Origin of the sequence: Nocardia sp. NBC_00511 (assembly GCF_045161165.1) — a bacterium.
In the GTDB taxonomy this organism is placed as follows: Bacteria; Actinomycetota; Actinomycetes; order Mycobacteriales; family Mycobacteriaceae; genus Nocardia.
Genome location: NZ_CP107849.1, coordinates 4,831,590 through 4,846,515, shown reverse-complemented (window position 1 = coordinate 4,846,515; position 14,926 = coordinate 4,831,590). Strand labels below are relative to the sequence as shown.

Here is a 14,926-nt window from a genome sequence, read left to right as displayed (position 1 = left end):
ACAGTGTGGCTAAGCCTAGCGGCGGGCCGGGTTCCCGCTGTTTCCCGGCGCACCGAGCGCCTGGTGGTTGGTGCTCGCCAGGTGGTTGGTGGCGCCGAGCTGATCGGGCTTGCTCAGCATGTTGCTGTTCGCGCTCTGCTTGGCCAGCAGATCGCGGATCTCGGTGAGCAACTCCAGCTCGGTCGGATCGGCCTTCACCGCGGTGGGCTTGGACAGCCGGGACTTGATGGTCTTCATCGGCACGATCAGCACGAAGTACAGGACCGCGGCGACGCAGACGAAGTTGATCAGGGCGCTGATGATCGGCCCGAGCGCGATGAACGTGGAGGGTTTACCGGCCAGCAGCTGGAATCCGAACCCGTATTCCTTGTTGCCGCCGAGGGTGGCCAGTAGCGGTTCGATCACGCCCTTGGTCACCGAGGTGACGATCGCGGTGAAGGCGGTGCCGATCACGACGGCGACCGCCAGATCGATGACATTGCCCCTCATCAGGAATTCTCTGAAGCCTTTGAGCATGACTAGCGATGATCCAATCCGAGACGATTTCGTAATGTTCCGGTTGGAAGTCTAAGGGGTACCGGCCGCGCCGGAGGTACTTGCCGCGGCCCGGAATTGCCCCCGTCACACTCGACAGCAAATGTTCGGTGATCAACTCCCGCGTTCGGCCCGGAAGGTTCGGACCAGCGCGACGCACATGGCCAGCGCGACCACGCTGAACGGCAGCGCGATCAGGATCGCCACGGTCTGCAGCGTGGTGAGCGCGGCCGTGCCCGACCCGCTCGCCACCAGCAGTGCGATCGCCACCGCGCCCTGCGCGCAGGTCCAGAAGGCACGACTCCAGGTCGGCGGTTCCGGATTGCCGCCCGAGGACAGCATGTTGACCACCAGCGCCCCGGAATCCGCGGAGGTGACGAAGAACAGCACGATCACCAGAATCGCCAGACCCGCGGTCAGCGAACCGCCGGGCAGCGTGTTCAGGAGGGCGAACAGCGCACTGTCGCGATCGGGCCCGTCCGGACCGACCAGTCCACCGCCACCGAACATTTCGCGATGCAGCGCCGCGCCGCCGAACACCGCGAACCAGACGAAGGTCAGCAGCGTCGGCACCAGCAGCACCCCGGCCACGAACTCACGCACGGTGCGGCCCCGCGAGATTCGCGCGATGAACACACCGACGAACGGGGCCCACGAGATCCACCAGCCCCAGTAGAAGACCGTCCACTGCTGTGTCCACGCGGTACCGCTGGACCCCTCGGTCGCGCCCGTGTACAGGCTGATGCGGGGCAGGCTCTGCAGATACTGGCCGATGTTCTGCACCAGATCGTTGACGATGAACAGCGTCGGCCCGGCCACCAGCACGAACAGCAGCAGCAGTCCGGCCACCCCCATATTCGCCTGCGAGAGCAGCTTGATGCCCTTGTCGACCCCGGTCACCACCGACACCGTCGCCAGCGCGGTGACCACCACGACCAGCACCACCTGCAGGCCCTTGCCCGGTTCGTGCAGCCAGCCTTGATAATTCAGGCCCGCCGAGATCTGCAGGATGCCCAGACCCAGCGAGGTCGCGACGCCGAACACGGTGCCGATCACCGCCACGATGTCGATGAGGTCGCCGCGCCAGCCTCGAATCCGGTCCCCGGCAAGGGATTCCAGTGCCCAGCGGATCGACACCGGCCGCCCCTTGCGGTGGATCGAGTACGCCATCGCCAGGCCCACGACCACGTAGATGGCCCACGGGTGGACGCCCCAGTGCAGGAACGTCTGCACCATGGCCGAATCGGCGCGCTGCGCCGCCGTCGACCCCACGCCGGGGCGCGGATCCTGATAGTGGAACAGCGGCTCGGCCACGCCCCAGAACACCAGCCCGATGCCCATGCCCGCCGCGAACAGCATGGAAAGCCATGCGGTGATCGAGTACTCGGCCTTCTCCCCGTCCGGGCCGAGCTTGATGTCGCCGAATCGGCCCAGGCCCAGCCAGATCGCGAACACCACGAACAGGCTCACGATCACGATGTAATACCAGCCGAAGCCGCCGATCACGTTGTCCTGCAAGGATTTCGCCTGTCGGGCCGCGGTGTCGCGGAACACGATGGCGTACACGGTGAACGCGGTGACCACCAGGGCCGAGGGCCAGAAGACCCGGGGCGCGACCGCCGCTCGATGGTGGACCGGGGCCGGATCGGACGAGGTGCGGTTGGGTGCGTTCACGCGGAGTCATCCCCTGGGGTCTCGGATCGAACGCGAACAACCCCGATTCCGTGCCCTGGGACTGCCCTGGACACGGAATCGGGGTTGGCTGAGCTACTTTCCGCCGACCTGTTTCTTCAGGGCCTCGACGATCTGACCGACCGCCGCCATCACGTCCTGGGCGGCGTGTCCGAGATTGGCCTGGACCTGTTCGAGGGTGTCCTGCAGGTCTTCGGGGGTGATCTTGTCGGCGAATGCCTTCGCCATATCGGCGAGGTCGGCGGCCGCGGATTGGGCGCGGTCGGCGAGTTCGGCGGCGGCGCCGCTGGCCCGTTCGGCCAGTTGCCCGGCGGCGGCTTCGGCCCGGTCCCGCAGATCGCCGGCGGTGACCCCGAGATCGGTGGTCAGGTCGTCGGCGGTGGTGCGCAGGTCGTCTGCCAGGCGTTCGGTCTCGTCGCCGAAGCGGTCATTCGTCGGCATGGGCGATCCCTACTTCTGTCCGCCGAGCTTGTCCTTCATCTTGCCCATGAACCCGCCGACCTTCTCCTTGAGATCGTCGGTGGCGTGTTCGAGCCGCTCTTCCATCTGCTTGGCCATGCCTTCGGCCTTGTCACCGGCTTCCTTGGCCTTATCGGACATGTCCGAAGTCGCATCGTTGATCTTGTCGCCGAAAGAAGACATCGAAACCTCCTCGCGTGTGGTCACGCCCGGGCCGGACGTGCATCCAGGACAGCTCGACGAGCAGCGCCGCACAGGCAGCGATCATTCAGCAACAGATACTAGTCGGTTTGTTCAGCGATGGTGGCTTTCCGGAGCGCGCTCAGTGCACCGGTCCGAGCACGCGCTCGATGTAGGCGTTGGTGAAGCGGCCCTTGGGATCGAAGCGGCGGCGCACCTCGGCGAAGCGCTCCCAGTCCGGGTAGCGCTGCGACAGCGTCTCGGCCGTCTGGAAATGCCGCTTGCCCCAGTGCGGGCGGCCGTTGTACCGATCGAAGACCCGCTCGCAGGCGCGGAAGTACGGCTCGTAGTTCATGCCCTGGTACTGGTGCACCGCGATATAGCAGGTGTCGCGGCCGCCAGCGGGGGACAGGAAGGCGTCGTCGGGGGCCACCCAGCGCACCTCGATCGGCATGGCCGTCTCGAAATGCTTTGCCACATCCTTGATCTCGCGAATGGCATCGGCCGAGTGCGCGCGCGGGATCGCGTACTCCATCTCGGTGAAGCGGAACAGCCGCGGGCTGGCGAAGACCTTGTAGGAGCGCTCGACCTGACGGCGGTAGCTGCCCGCGTGCGCCGCGCCGCGCTGCACCAGCGGGATCAGGCTCGGGCGGCGGCGGGTCAGGCGGCACAGCGCGTCGAAGGCGTAGTTGCTGGTGAGCACGTCGGAGAACCAGTCGACGGCCTTGCCGCGCGGCTGCTCGGGGATGTCGACGGTGTTGTTGCGCTTGGTCATGGCCAGCGGGCTGTGCGCGAACATGTAGAACTCGAAGTGCTCGTTGCCGTCGACGTGGGTGTCGAGGTCGTCGAGGATCTCCTCGACCGGGATCGGCCGCTCGATGCCCTCGAGCACGAACGACGGCACCATCTGCAGGGTGACGGCGGTGACCACGCCGAGTGCGCCCACATTCACCCGGGCGGCGCGCCAGCCGTCCGGATCGGTCTGCTCGTTGAGTTCGACCGTACTGCCGTCGGCGAGCATGAGCTGCACGGATTGCAGTGCCGCCGAGAGGTTTTGGAGCTTACTGCCGGTGCCGTGGGTAGCGGTCGCGGTCGCGCCCGCCACCGACTGCACGTCGATGTCGCCGAGGTTGGGGAAGGCCAGCCCGAACGGGTGCAGCGCGTTGCTGGCCGCGTTGAGCGTGATCCCGGCCTCGACGCGGACCAGGCCGCTGGCGCTGTCCACCTCGAGGATCTTGTCGAGCTTGTTGAGCCGCATCAGCGTGCCGTCGGTGAGCACGGTGTCGGTGAAGGAGTGGCCGGATCCGGCCACGCGAACCGTATGCCCGTCGGTCTCGGCCTGCGCCAGCAGTGCCGCGACATCGCCGAGGGAATTCGGTTCGGCAATGGCAGCCGGGGCGCAGCTCTGATCCCCGGCCCAGTTCACCCAAGAGTTGGTCACGCGACCAACTTTAAACCGCCAAGTGTGAGAAGCGCTACCTTTTGCGCGCCCCACATGCGACTTCTTTGGCCCGATCGACCTCTTCGTCGGTCAGCGGGCCGGGCGTCAGGTCCATTCGGGCCACGCTCTCGCCGCGGATGGCGTTCAGCATCAGCGTCGAATAGCGGTGCCACACATCGGGATTGATCGGCCGGGCGAAGCACGCGACCGCGTCGACCATGTTCACCATGGCGAAGAAATCGCCCGCCTCGATATCCGGCTGCAACACGCCCGCCGCGTGGGCGCGGGTGATCACCGCCTGCATGCCGGGCCGGATGGTGTCCTTCATCGCTGCGAATCGGTCCATGCTGTCGTGTAATTCCAGGACCACCTCACCGAAACCGCGGTTGGTGGCGATGTGACGGCACGAGTACTCGAACAGGTCGACCAGGCCCAGCCAGGGGTCGGGGTGGTGTAGCGCCACATCCACGGCGCCCGCCAGCTCGGTGACCATCTGGTCGAAGACCTCGGAGATGAGCTCCTGCTTGTTGGCGAAGCGGCGATAGACCGTGCCGACGCCGACGCCGGCGCGCTCGGCCACGTCATCGAGGGTGACCTCGAGGCCGCGATCGGCGAACAGTTCTCGGGCAGCCGCGATGATGCGCTGCTGGTTGCGGGCCGCGTCGGCGCGTAGACGCCGGGGTGCGGGCGCGGTGGTGACCTGATTCACACCGTAATCCTAACAGGAATCGGGATTATGCGGAGGATGAGACTCCGTTTACATGGTAGCTTGACTCAGTAAGCGGAGACACCTACTCCGCTATTCCTAGGGGACGAGGAAACCATCATGACAACTGCTCTCGAGAAAGATCTGTCAACGCCGGTACCGCAGAGCGACCGGCGCGGTTCGCACGCGATGCGCTGGTGGGTGCTCGCCGTACTGGGCCTGGCCCAGCTGATGGTCGTGCTCGACGCGACCGTGGTGAACATCGCTCTGCCGCACGCCCAGGCCGACCTCGGCTTCTCCAACGGCGACCGGCAGTGGGTCATCACCGGATACGCACTCGCCTTCGGCAGCCTGCTGCTGCTGGGCGGACGGCTGTCCGACCTGTTCGGCCGCCGCACCACCTTCATCGTCGGCCTGATCGGCTTCGCGGTCGCCTCCGCCGTCGGCGGCGCGGCCGGAAACTTCGAGATCCTGGTCGGTTCCCGAGTCGCGCAGGGCGTCTTCGCCGCGCTGCTCGCGCCCGCCGCGCTCTCGCTGCTCACCGTGACGTTCACCGAACCCGGTGAGCGCGCAAAGGCTTTCGGCATCTTCGGCGCCATCGCCGGTGCCGGTGGCGCCCTGGGCCTGCTGCTCGGCGGCGCGCTCACCGAGTGGGTCTCGTGGCGCTGGGTCATGTACGTGAACCTGTTCTTCGCTGCCATCGCCCTGGTCGGCGCGATCCTGTTGCTGGCCAAGCACACCGCGACGCAGCGACCCAAACTGGACCTGCCCGGCACGCTCACGGTGACGGCGGCATTGTTCGGCATCGTGTACGGCTTCTCGCACGCCGAGTCCGACGGCTGGACCAACAGCGTCACCCTGGCGTTCCTGATCGGCGGCGCGGTGCTGCTGGCGGCGTTCGTCTACATCGAGACTCGGGTCGCGCACCCGCTGCTGCCGATGCGCGTCGTACTCGACCGCACCCGCGGCGCGTCCTACATCGTCGTGTTCACCACCGGCATCGGCATGTTCGCGATGTTCCTGTTCCTCACCTACTACATGCAGCAGCAGCTCGCCTTCTCGCCGATCATGACCGGCGTGGCCTTCCTGCCCATGGTGGCGGGCATGGTCGCCGCCTCGACCACCGTTCCGGCGCTGGTCGTCCCGCGAGTCGGTCCGAAGGTCACCGCGGTGTTCGGATTCGCGCTCGCCGCAACGGGTATGGCGCTGCTGACCCGGATCGGCGTGGACACCGCCTACGCCAGCCACATCCTGCCGAGCCTGATCCTGATGGGCCTGGGCCTGGGCTTCGCCCTCTCGACCGCCTTCGCCGGCGCGACCTCGGGCGTGCATCACACCGACGCCGGTGTCGCTTCGGCCATGGTGAACACCAGCCAGCAGGTCGGCGGCTCGATCGGCACCGCACTGCTGAGCACCTTCGCCGCCACCGCCGCGAACAACTATGTGGCAGACCATGTCTCCGGTGGCGCGCCGTCGCCGCGGGTGCTGGCCGAGGCCGCGGTGGAGAGCTACACCACCACCTTCTGGTGGGCCGCCGTGATCTTCGCGGTCGGCGCGGTGGTGGTCGGGTTCGTGATGCCGAACAAGGTTCCGGTGCCCTCCGAGGGCGAACCCGTTCTCGCGCACTGACGTCCCCGCGTTAGCGCGGACCGGGTTCGGGTACCCGGGTAGGTGCCGGGTACCACCGGGCTTCCGGAATGTTGGGTTCCGGAACTGGAGCGGCCCCACTCACGACGGTGAGTGGGGCCGCTTCGTATTCGCCTGGCGCGGAGTCGTACTTGCCTGGCTCGGTGTCGTACCTGCCTGGTGTCAGTGGCAGTTCGAGGGCGCGGGGCGTCCCGCGAATCGATCCGCCAGGTAGTTCATGGCATTGGCCGAACCCGGCAGGATCGCGCCGAGGTGGTCGGCGCCCGGGATGATGTCGAACTGGACCGGGGTGCCCGCGGCGCAGTAGCGGCCCGCGGTCGCCATCGCCAGGTTCAGCGGCACCTGGTCACTGCCGCCGTGCCATTCGTAGAGGGGCGCGCGGATCAACTCGGGCACCATCTCGAGGGCGTTCTCGTGCATGGTCCGGATCATGGTCGGGTCGTTCTCCATGCCCGGGTGGAACACGTCGCTGATGCTGTGGTTCGCGCCGACGCTGATGATGTCGTCCACGCAGGAGTTCGCGATGCGTTCGCGCATGCCGAAACCGAAGGGCGTCAACGACTGATCGAGGTTGATCTCGGCGGGGTACTCGCGCTCCATGCCGATCGCGACCGCGAAGCCGAGGCCGAACAGCGCCTGCGGCGAATCGCCCGCCTCGATGGCCATCTTGCCCGGGTTCACGGGCACGCCACCCTCGGCGACGCCGACGATGGGGAGTTCGGGCGCGTAGTCGGGTGCGAGCGCCGCGGCGAAGCCGGTCGACATCGCGCCGCCGGAGTAGCCGGCCAGGCCGACCGGCGAATCACCCAGTCCCGCCGGGGCGAAACGCTTGACGGCGCGAATGCCGTCGAGGGTGATCTGCCCGCCCATGCGCGCCGCGCCGTAGGCGCTGTCGGGGCCCAGGTGATCGGGGACCGCGATGGCCCAGCCGCGGGCCAGCAGCAGCGGGAAGGCAGCGGATTCCTTCATGCTGCCGTCGAAGATGCTGTGCGACGGAGCGCATTGCATGCCCAGGGAATTCACGAACGGCTGATACGACAGCAGCGGTCGCGGGCCGGGTCCGGGGGAGATGAGGGTGGTGACCGCCGGGATCGGCGCGCCCACGGAATTGGTGGAGCGGAACAGGATCTGCGTCACGCTCGCGCCGGGCCAGGGGCTGGGCATCGGGCGGGAGTTGAGAACGTCACCGTTGGCGGCGCCTCCGAGATTGCCTGCGGCATAGTAGAACCCGTCCCGATCAGGGGCGGGGTAGATGGCACCGGCATGTGCGGCGGGCGCGGCGACCATGACGGACACCAGCGCCGTGGCTAGGCCGAAGCCTTGGACCAGCGTTTTTCTGATCGATCGGCGGACCGCCAACGAAAGCTCCTCGAGGCTGATGGGACAACACCGGGCAAGCGGCCCTATCCTCGCAGTTCCGATGGCGTGTTCGGGCTCAACAACACGCCGAACAGCAACTATTTGGTTATCGAGACCGGCGTGGTGCATCCCGTGTCCCACCGCGCCGCCGAAGTTCGTAGACTGCTCGAACGGCACGACGATTGGGGGCAGGCGATGAGTGCGGAATCCACGGGTGCGCGATCGGAGTCCGAGGGTGCGCGATCCGGCGGCGGGCGCTGGGTGCCCGCGTCGCGGCTGACCATCCTGCTCGCCGAGGACGACCTGTGGCGGCATCGCCCCCGCTACCACGAGATCGTGCGCCGGGCACGGGACTCCGGACTGGCCGGGGCCAGCGTCTGGCGCGGCGTCGAGGGCTACGGGGTGTCCTCCCACATCCACACCGCGCGACTGCTGGATCTCGCCGAGCGGCTGCCGGTGCTGGTGATGATCATCGATGAGACCGATCGGCTGCGGGAATTCGTGGAACACCATGCGGACCTGCTGGATTCGGTTACCGTGGCACTCTCCCCCGTCGAAGTTCTCGACGGGATACGGCGGTGACGGCGCAATCGGTGCGCCCACGCCCGGCCGGTCGGGTGGCGGCCCGGAATCCGGCGGATCGCGCGGTGGCACATGGATTCGATAGGGTTCTTCCCCTGACGGTTCGACAGGCCGAGGAGGGCGCTCACAGCTATGCGATGGCGAACATCGTGATCGGCGTTGCGGCGAACTGGGCCGCGGCCTGGACCGATGCCTTTCCCGGGCAGCGGGTGCGGCCGTGATGTTGATGACGAGCCGGTCGCAGGCGGTACGGAAGGGAGGTGCGAGCATGGCGCACGACCGAGCCGGTCGACCGGCCCGGCCCACGGACCTCGAGGACATCGCCCACCTGGTGACGGCCTACTACAGCCGGATCCCGGATCCGGCCGATCCGGCGCAGCTGGTGTCCTTCGGCACCTCCGGGCATCGCGGGTCCAGTCTCGACAGCGCCTTCAACGAGGCGCACATCCTGGCCATCACCCAGGCGATCGTGGAATACCGTGCCACACGCGGGATCACCGGTCCGGTGTATCTGGCCCGCGACACGCACGCGCTGTCCGAACCCGCCTGGACCACCGCGCTCGAGGTGCTCGCCGCCAACGACGTCACCGCCGTCATCGACGCCCGCGACCGGTACACCCCCACTCCGGCGCTGAGTCACGCTGTGCTGCGCCACAATCGCGGCGGCACCCGGCATCAGGCCGACGGCATCGTGGTGACGCCCTCGCACAATCCGCCGCGCGACGGCGGCTTCAAATACAACCCGCCGCACGGCGGCCCGGCCGACACCATCGCCACCGATGCCATCGCCTCGCGCGCCAACGAGCTGCTGCGCAACGGCCTGGCCGAGGTGCGGCGCACCAGCCTCGCGCATGCGCTGGCCACCAAGGTGGAGCGCTACGACTACCTGGACCGCTATATCGGGGACCTACCCAATGTGCTGAATCTGGACGCCATTCGGGGCGCGGGGATCCGGCTCGGCGCGGATCCGATGGGTGGCGCGTCGGTGGACTACTGGGAGGAGATCGGGCAGCGCTACGATCTCGAGCTCGAGGTGGTGAACCCGTTCGTTGATCCGACCTGGCGGTTCATGACGCTCGACGGTGACGGGCGGATCCGGATGGATCCCTCCTCGCGCTACGCCATGGCCTCACTGGTCGCGATTCGCGATGATTACGACATCTCCACCGGCAACGACGCGGACGCCGACCGGCACGGCATCGTGACTCCCGATGCGGGACTGATGAATCCGAACCACTACCTGGCGGTGGCGATCGAATACCTGATCGCCAATCGGATGGGCTGGGACGCGCTCACCAAGATCGGCAAGACGGTGGTGACGTCCTCCATGATCGATCGGGTGGTCGGCGTGCTGGGCCGCGACGTGTACGAGGTGCCGGTCGGCTTCAAATGGTTCGTGCCCGGATTGTTCAGCGGCAGCCTGGCTTTCGGCGGTGAGGAATCGGCCGGGGCGTCGTTCCTGCGGATGGACGGCACCGCCTGGACCACAGACAAGGACGGCATCCTGCTGGCCCTGCTGGCCGCGGAGATCACCGCGGTCACCGGCCAGAGCCCGTCCACCCGCTACGCCGAACTCGAAAAGCGCTACGGCGCGCCCGCATACGCGCGTGTCGACGCCGCCGCGACCCCGCAGCAGAAGGCCCGGCTCGCGGCGTTCACCCCGGACATGGTCACCGCCACCGAGATCGCGGGCGAACCGATCACCGCCGTGCAGACCCGCGCCCGCGGCAACGGCGCCTCACTGAGCGGCGTCAAGGTCATCACCGAGAACGCCTGGTTCGCGGCCCGGCCGTCGGGCACCGAGGACAAATACAAGATCTACGCCGAATCCTTCCAGGGGCCCGAACATCTGGCCCAGGTGCAGGCCGCTGCCGAGGAGATCGTCGGGCACGCGCTGTCGGGCGACTGACGAGCCGCGAGTGACACCGTGGCCGCGAGGCGACAACGGCCGTGCGGTGGGCCGGTGCTGCGGACATCCCGATGGCCGTATCGGTGCCGGGTGCGTTCGTTGCCCGCAGGACCGAGGAATCGCCGGGGACGAGACGGTGTTCGATGGTGCGGCGGTATAACGCGGCCGGACCGGGGTGGCGCCCGCGCGGGATCGGCCCGGTGCGCGCTGCACGTCTACTGACGGTGTCGGCGGACTGCCCGGTGGATCAGCGGTGCGAGTGGACGAATTGGATTGCGGATGAATCGGATCGGGATGTGGTGAACGAAGTGGCTCGGTGCGGTGAGTAGGGCACAGGATGCGGCGACCGGCAGTGGGCGGTTGCCGGTGGAGATCTGGGTGCTGGTGGGGTCGGCGTTCACGATCGCCATCGGGTTCGGTTTGGTGGCACCGGCTTTGCCGCAGTTCGCGCGGAGTTTCGACGTCGGGGTGGCGGCGGCTTCGTTCATAGTCAGTGCGTTCGCACTCATGCGGTTGTTGTTCGCGCCGTTGGCGGGACGGCTGTTGCAGCGGCTGGGGGAGCGGCCGGTGTATTTGACCGGGTTGCTGATCGTGGCGGTGTCGACGGGGGCTTGTGCGCTGGCACAGAGCTATTGGCAGCTGCTGGTGCTGCGATCGCTGGGCGGGATCGGGTCGACGATGTTCACGGTGTCGTCGCTGGGGCTGGTGATCCGGATGTCGCCGCCCGCCGAGCGCGGGCGGGTGTCGGGGGTGTACTCGACGAGTTTTCTGATCGGGTCGATCAGTGGGCCGCTGGTCGGGGGCGCGCTGTCGTTCCTGGGCTTGCGTGCGCCGTTCCTCATCTACTGTGCGGCGCTGCTGATCGCCAGCCTGATCGTGTATGTGGCACTGCGGGATTCGCCGCTGGCGCTGCCGGAGACCGCCACCGGCATCCCCGTGATGACGTTCCGCGAGGGGTTGGCGCGGCCCGCCTACCGGGCGGCGCTGTGGGCCAACTTCGGTAACGGCGCGGCGGTTTTCGGGGTGCGGATGGCGCTGGTGCCGTTGATCGTGGTGGAGGTGCTCAAGCAGGACGCAGCCCTGGCCGGGGTGGCGTTGACGGCGTTCGCGGCGGGCAATGCCTCGGTGCTGTTCCTGTCCGGGCGCTGGTCGGACACGCTGGGCCGCAAGCCGTTCCTGATCGTGGGGACGCTGGTGTGCGCGCTCGGCACGGCCGGGATCGGGTTGTCGCCGACGCTGCCGTGGCTGCTGGCGGCCTCGGCGGTCGCGGGGGTCGGGTCGGGGATGTTCGCGCCCGCGTTGCAGGCGGCGGTCGCCGACATCATCGGTCCGGGGCGGCGCGGCGGGCCGGTGCTGGCGGGTTATCAGATGTCGGCGGACCTGGGAACGTTCCTGGGGCCGTACGCGATCGGGCTGCTGGCCGATCGGGTGTCCTACGGGGTCGCGCTGGGTGCGACCGGTGTGCTGCTGGCGACCGCGTCGGCGGTGTGGCTGCTGGTTCCGGACACGCTGCGGCGCAAGGAACCGGTACCCACCACCACGTGAGTGTGGCGGGGGCAATCGGTGCCGTGGGTCGGCTATCGCCGGGACCGGTGCGTCGGGCAGAGTGTCACGCGTGAGCAATCCGACTTCGAAGCACACTCCGCAACCGGTGTCGAGCAAGACCACCTACGCGCTCGCCGGTGTCGCGCTGGTCGTGGTGGCGTTGATCGTGGTGGCGCTGTACATGTGGAATCGCGGCGGCAGCAACCAGATCCGCAATGACGGGTACGGTCCGGCGCACGATCCCGCGGTGACCGTGGCGCTCGACTCCGACGGTGCGATCGTGCTGGGCAAGCCGAATATCGCGAAAACGGTGGAGATTTTCGAGGATCCGCTCTGCCCCGCCTGCGGTCAGCTGGAGAAGACCCACGGCCAGGAGCTGGCCCAGGCGCTGGACCAGGGCAAGATCTCCGTCCGGTACCGCCTGGTCAACTTCCTCGACCGCAACTCGGGCAGTAAGGACTACTCCACCCGCGCTGTGGCCGCCAACGAGTGTGTCGCGCAGGCGGGCGACGGTCCGATCTATTCGAAGTTCCACTCGCTGCTGTTCACCACCGACCAGCCCGCGGAGGGCGGCTCCGATCACAACAACCAGGAGCTGGCGTCGATCGCCAAGCAGGCCGGTGCGGGTGACGACGTCGCCAAGTGCATCACCTCCGGCGACCGCGCCGACACCGCCCGCGGCCACGCCGAAACTGCGCTGAAGGGCCTGCCCGGAACTCCGGCCGTTTTCATCGACGGCAAGAAGGTCGATACCGGTAACGACAACTGGCTGGCCGACGCCATCAAGTAGTACTCCGCCTGCGCGTGGAATGATTTGCGCTGCAGGACTTTTGGGCGGGGTGCGGCCCATCTCGGGGGAACGGGTTTGGGCCGCACCCCTCGAAGGGAGCCGGGCTGTAGGGCCCGGCTCCTTGGCTTTTCAGGGGTGGAAGTTCAGGTGGGGCGCGGTCAGCGGTGGGCTGCGCGGTCCGGGAGGTCGTTGTCCGGGGTGGTGCGGGACAGCTGGGGATGGATCAGGACGTGGTTGTCGACCGGGTAGGCGAGGTCGGCGGGGAAGGGGCGACTCGGGAGTTCGGGGGAGTCGGGGATGGAGCGCAGGGGGCGCGGGTAGGGGGTGGAGGGGGCGTCGATGTCGGTGTGGGGGAACAGGTATCGCGCGCCCTCGCGGACCGTTTCGTGGATCTCACCGCTGGGGTCGATCCAGCGCATCCGGTCGGTGTCGGCGAGGTAGACGCGCCACGGCTGTTTTCCCTTGTCGGCCAACGACTTCAGGCGATGGTGGTGGGTGCACAGTACGGCGCGGTAGGCGTTCTTCGGCTGGACCGCGGGGCGGTCGGGTCGCCAATCGAACTGCACCAGTGTGGTTTCCGCGGCGGGCATGGTGCAGCCGGGGAAACGGCACAGGCCGTCGACGGCGCGGACCTCACGGGCGGGCGCGTTCGAGAAGGCCCGCACGGGAACGATCTTCGTGAGGCTCACCGGTTCGGCCGGCACCCGCGCGGGCGTGCCCTCGTGCCCGGAGCCGACCATGACGCGTTCCCAGGGCGCCTGCGGACTGCGGCTGGTGCTGGGCTTCTTGATCCGGCCGTGCGCCGCGTGGCGGGTATCGGCCAGCGGGTCGGAACGGGGCGCGGGCTGCTGCTGTTCGGGCGCGGCGGGGAGTTCGGTGGCGGGTTCCAGGGCGGCCTCGTCCGGGAAATACTCGGGAATGACCTGGAAGCGGGCATGTTCGGCGAGCGTGCGGGCGAGCGCGGCGTCGACCGGGCCGTAGCCGGACAGAAAGGCGGGATCGTCGCGCAGGCCGAGCAGGGTTTCGGCGGAGACGCCGACCTGGATCAGCGGGCGGCGTGGGGTGGCGGGAGTGTCGGCTTTCGGGCAGTCGACACCGCGCCCGCAACCGCAGTTCAGATGTCCCGATCCGTCGGCGAGGGCGATGAGCGCGTCGGCCCGCCGCTGCGCCATATTGCGCGGATCTCCTTCGCACACTTGCAGACTCATCTCGCGTAGCCGCATGGCCAGCGCCTGCGCACCCGCGGCGGGCAGCAGGCCGTCGAAGACCGCCATCCCCTCCTGTACGGCCCGGATGCGCACGTCGCGATCGTTCTCGCGGTCCTCGCGCCGCCGCTGCTCGCCGTGGGGGTCCAGCCGGGTCACCCAACGCTGCGCGGTCTGCCGCAGCCGCGCCGGATCCGACCGGATGGCCGCGTCGATCAGCTTGGGCTCCAAGGTGTCCCGCACCTCACGCGGAAGCCCGCGCAGGCTGTCGGTGATCACCTGCACCCGCGACAGATCGATGCGCCCGGCCGCGAAGGCGAGCTTGGTCTGCGGTAGCGAGTCCAGCGCGAGCCCGATGTCGATGAGCGCCGACGCCACCCCCTCCGAAACCTGCACCGCCACCGCGATCTCGGCGGCCGCGAACTCCCCGGCCCGCACTCCGCCGGCTCCCGGTTCTGCGTTCTGAGCCCGGTGCCGCCGATACACCTCCCGGACCGCCGTGACCTCCGCCGCCTGTGCGAACGCCGCAGCTCCGTGTGCCCGCCTCAGCGCGTCGATCAGCTCGTCCTCGCCCATCGCCTCCACCTCTCGGCTATCGAACATGCGTTCGAGACTACCTCGAGAAGATCGTCGTTACCAGCCTCTGTGCAGGCGATTTGGTTTCCCCGACACCCGTCGTGTAACTTCGTTCAAGCAAGCGGGGCAACGCCCGGCTCGCATGCAACTGAATACGGGGCTATGGCGCAGCTGGTAGCGCACCTCACTGGCAGTGAGGGGGTCAGGGGTTCGAATCCCCTTAGCTCCACCAATCGTGTCATTGCACGAACCGACTCCATTGGGGCTGGTACCGCGGAAGCGGTACCAGCCCCAATGTCGT

Annotated in this window: 13 protein-coding genes and 1 tRNA gene; 6 read left to right on the top strand and 8 right to left on the bottom strand. The window is 68.0% G+C overall.

Features of this window, described 5'->3' with window-relative positions:
* Window positions 1-15 precede the first annotated feature (15 nt).
* The 6 genes from mscL to OG300_RS22715 form a co-directional block, all read right to left on the bottom strand.
* On the bottom strand, window positions 16-516 hold the full coding sequence (gene mscL / locus OG300_RS22740; protein ID WP_405484717.1) for a large conductance mechanosensitive channel protein MscL: 501 nt from the start codon (window positions 514-516) through the stop codon (window positions 16-18).
* A 132-nt stretch (window positions 517-648) separates the two neighbouring features.
* On the bottom strand, window positions 649-2,208 hold the full coding sequence (locus OG300_RS22735; RefSeq protein ID WP_405484715.1) for a BCCT family transporter: 1,560 nt from the start codon (window positions 2,206-2,208) through the stop codon (window positions 649-651).
* A 93-nt stretch (window positions 2,209-2,301) separates the two neighbouring features.
* Window positions 2,302-2,667 carry a hypothetical protein gene (locus OG300_RS22730; RefSeq protein ID WP_405484713.1) on the bottom strand — a complete coding sequence of 122 codons (366 nt, stop codon included), beginning with the start codon at window positions 2,665-2,667 and terminating at the stop codon, window positions 2,302-2,304.
* A 9-nt stretch (window positions 2,668-2,676) separates the two neighbouring features.
* Window positions 2,677-2,868 carry a hypothetical protein gene (locus OG300_RS22725; protein ID WP_405484711.1) on the bottom strand — a complete coding sequence of 64 codons (192 nt, stop codon included), beginning with the start codon at window positions 2,866-2,868 and terminating at the stop codon, window positions 2,677-2,679.
* A gap of 139 nt (window positions 2,869-3,007) precedes the next feature.
* Window positions 3,008-4,306 carry a D-arabinono-1,4-lactone oxidase gene (locus OG300_RS22720; protein ID WP_405484709.1) on the bottom strand — a complete coding sequence of 433 codons (1,299 nt, stop codon included), beginning with the start codon at window positions 4,304-4,306 and terminating at the stop codon, window positions 3,008-3,010.
* Between the two features lie 34 nt (window positions 4,307-4,340).
* Entirely contained in the window at window positions 4,341-5,015 is a 675-nt protein-coding gene (locus OG300_RS22715; protein ID WP_405484707.1) for a TetR/AcrR family transcriptional regulator, read from the bottom strand.
* Window positions 5,016-5,132: 117 nt separating this feature from the next.
* On the opposite strand from OG300_RS22715, the gene OG300_RS22710 reads away from it, so the two are divergent.
* Window positions 5,133-6,641, top strand: coding sequence for an MFS transporter (locus tag OG300_RS22710; RefSeq protein WP_405484705.1), 1,509 nt, complete (start codon window positions 5,133-5,135; stop codon window positions 6,639-6,641).
* Between the two features lie 180 nt (window positions 6,642-6,821).
* Here the strand turns inward: OG300_RS22710 and OG300_RS22705 are convergent, their stop codons facing one another.
* Window positions 6,822-8,018, bottom strand: a complete 1,197-nt coding sequence (locus OG300_RS22705) for a lipase family protein (RefSeq protein ID WP_405484703.1) — start codon at window positions 8,016-8,018, stop codon at window positions 6,822-6,824.
* 120 nt (window positions 8,019-8,138) lie between these two features.
* Here OG300_RS22705 and OG300_RS22700 point away from each other — a divergent pair, with 120 nt between their 5' ends.
* The 4 genes from OG300_RS22700 (at window position 8,139) to OG300_RS22685 (ending at window position 12,844) form a co-directional block, all read left to right on the top strand.
* Window positions 8,139-8,600 (top strand): DUF190 domain-containing protein, encoded by a 462-nt coding sequence (locus OG300_RS22700; RefSeq protein ID WP_405484701.1) that lies wholly within the window; start codon window positions 8,139-8,141, stop codon window positions 8,598-8,600.
* A gap of 268 nt (window positions 8,601-8,868) precedes the next feature.
* Entirely contained in the window at window positions 8,869-10,509 is a 1,641-nt protein-coding gene (pgm, locus tag OG300_RS22695) for a phosphoglucomutase (alpha-D-glucose-1,6-bisphosphate-dependent) (RefSeq protein ID WP_405484699.1), read from the top strand.
* A gap of 321 nt (window positions 10,510-10,830) precedes the next feature.
* Window positions 10,831-12,054 carry an MFS transporter gene (locus OG300_RS22690; protein ID WP_405484697.1) on the top strand — a complete coding sequence of 408 codons (1,224 nt, stop codon included), beginning with the start codon at window positions 10,831-10,833 and terminating at the stop codon, window positions 12,052-12,054.
* A gap of 70 nt (window positions 12,055-12,124) precedes the next feature.
* Window positions 12,125-12,844 (top strand): DsbA family protein, encoded by a 720-nt coding sequence (locus OG300_RS22685; protein WP_405484695.1) that lies wholly within the window; start codon window positions 12,125-12,127, stop codon window positions 12,842-12,844.
* A gap of 158 nt (window positions 12,845-13,002) precedes the next feature.
* On the opposite strand, the gene OG300_RS22680 is transcribed toward OG300_RS22685, so the two are convergent.
* The gene (locus OG300_RS22680; protein WP_405484693.1) at window positions 13,003-14,652 is read right to left on the bottom strand and encodes a DUF222 domain-containing protein; all 1,650 of its coding nucleotides are present in this window, start codon (window positions 14,650-14,652) and stop codon (window positions 13,003-13,005) included.
* Window positions 14,653-14,781: 129 nt separating this feature from the next.
* Here OG300_RS22680 and OG300_RS22675 point away from each other — a divergent pair.
* Window positions 14,782-14,857: transfer RNA gene (locus OG300_RS22675), tRNA-Ala, on the top strand.
* Window positions 14,858-14,926: the final 69 nt, after the last annotated feature.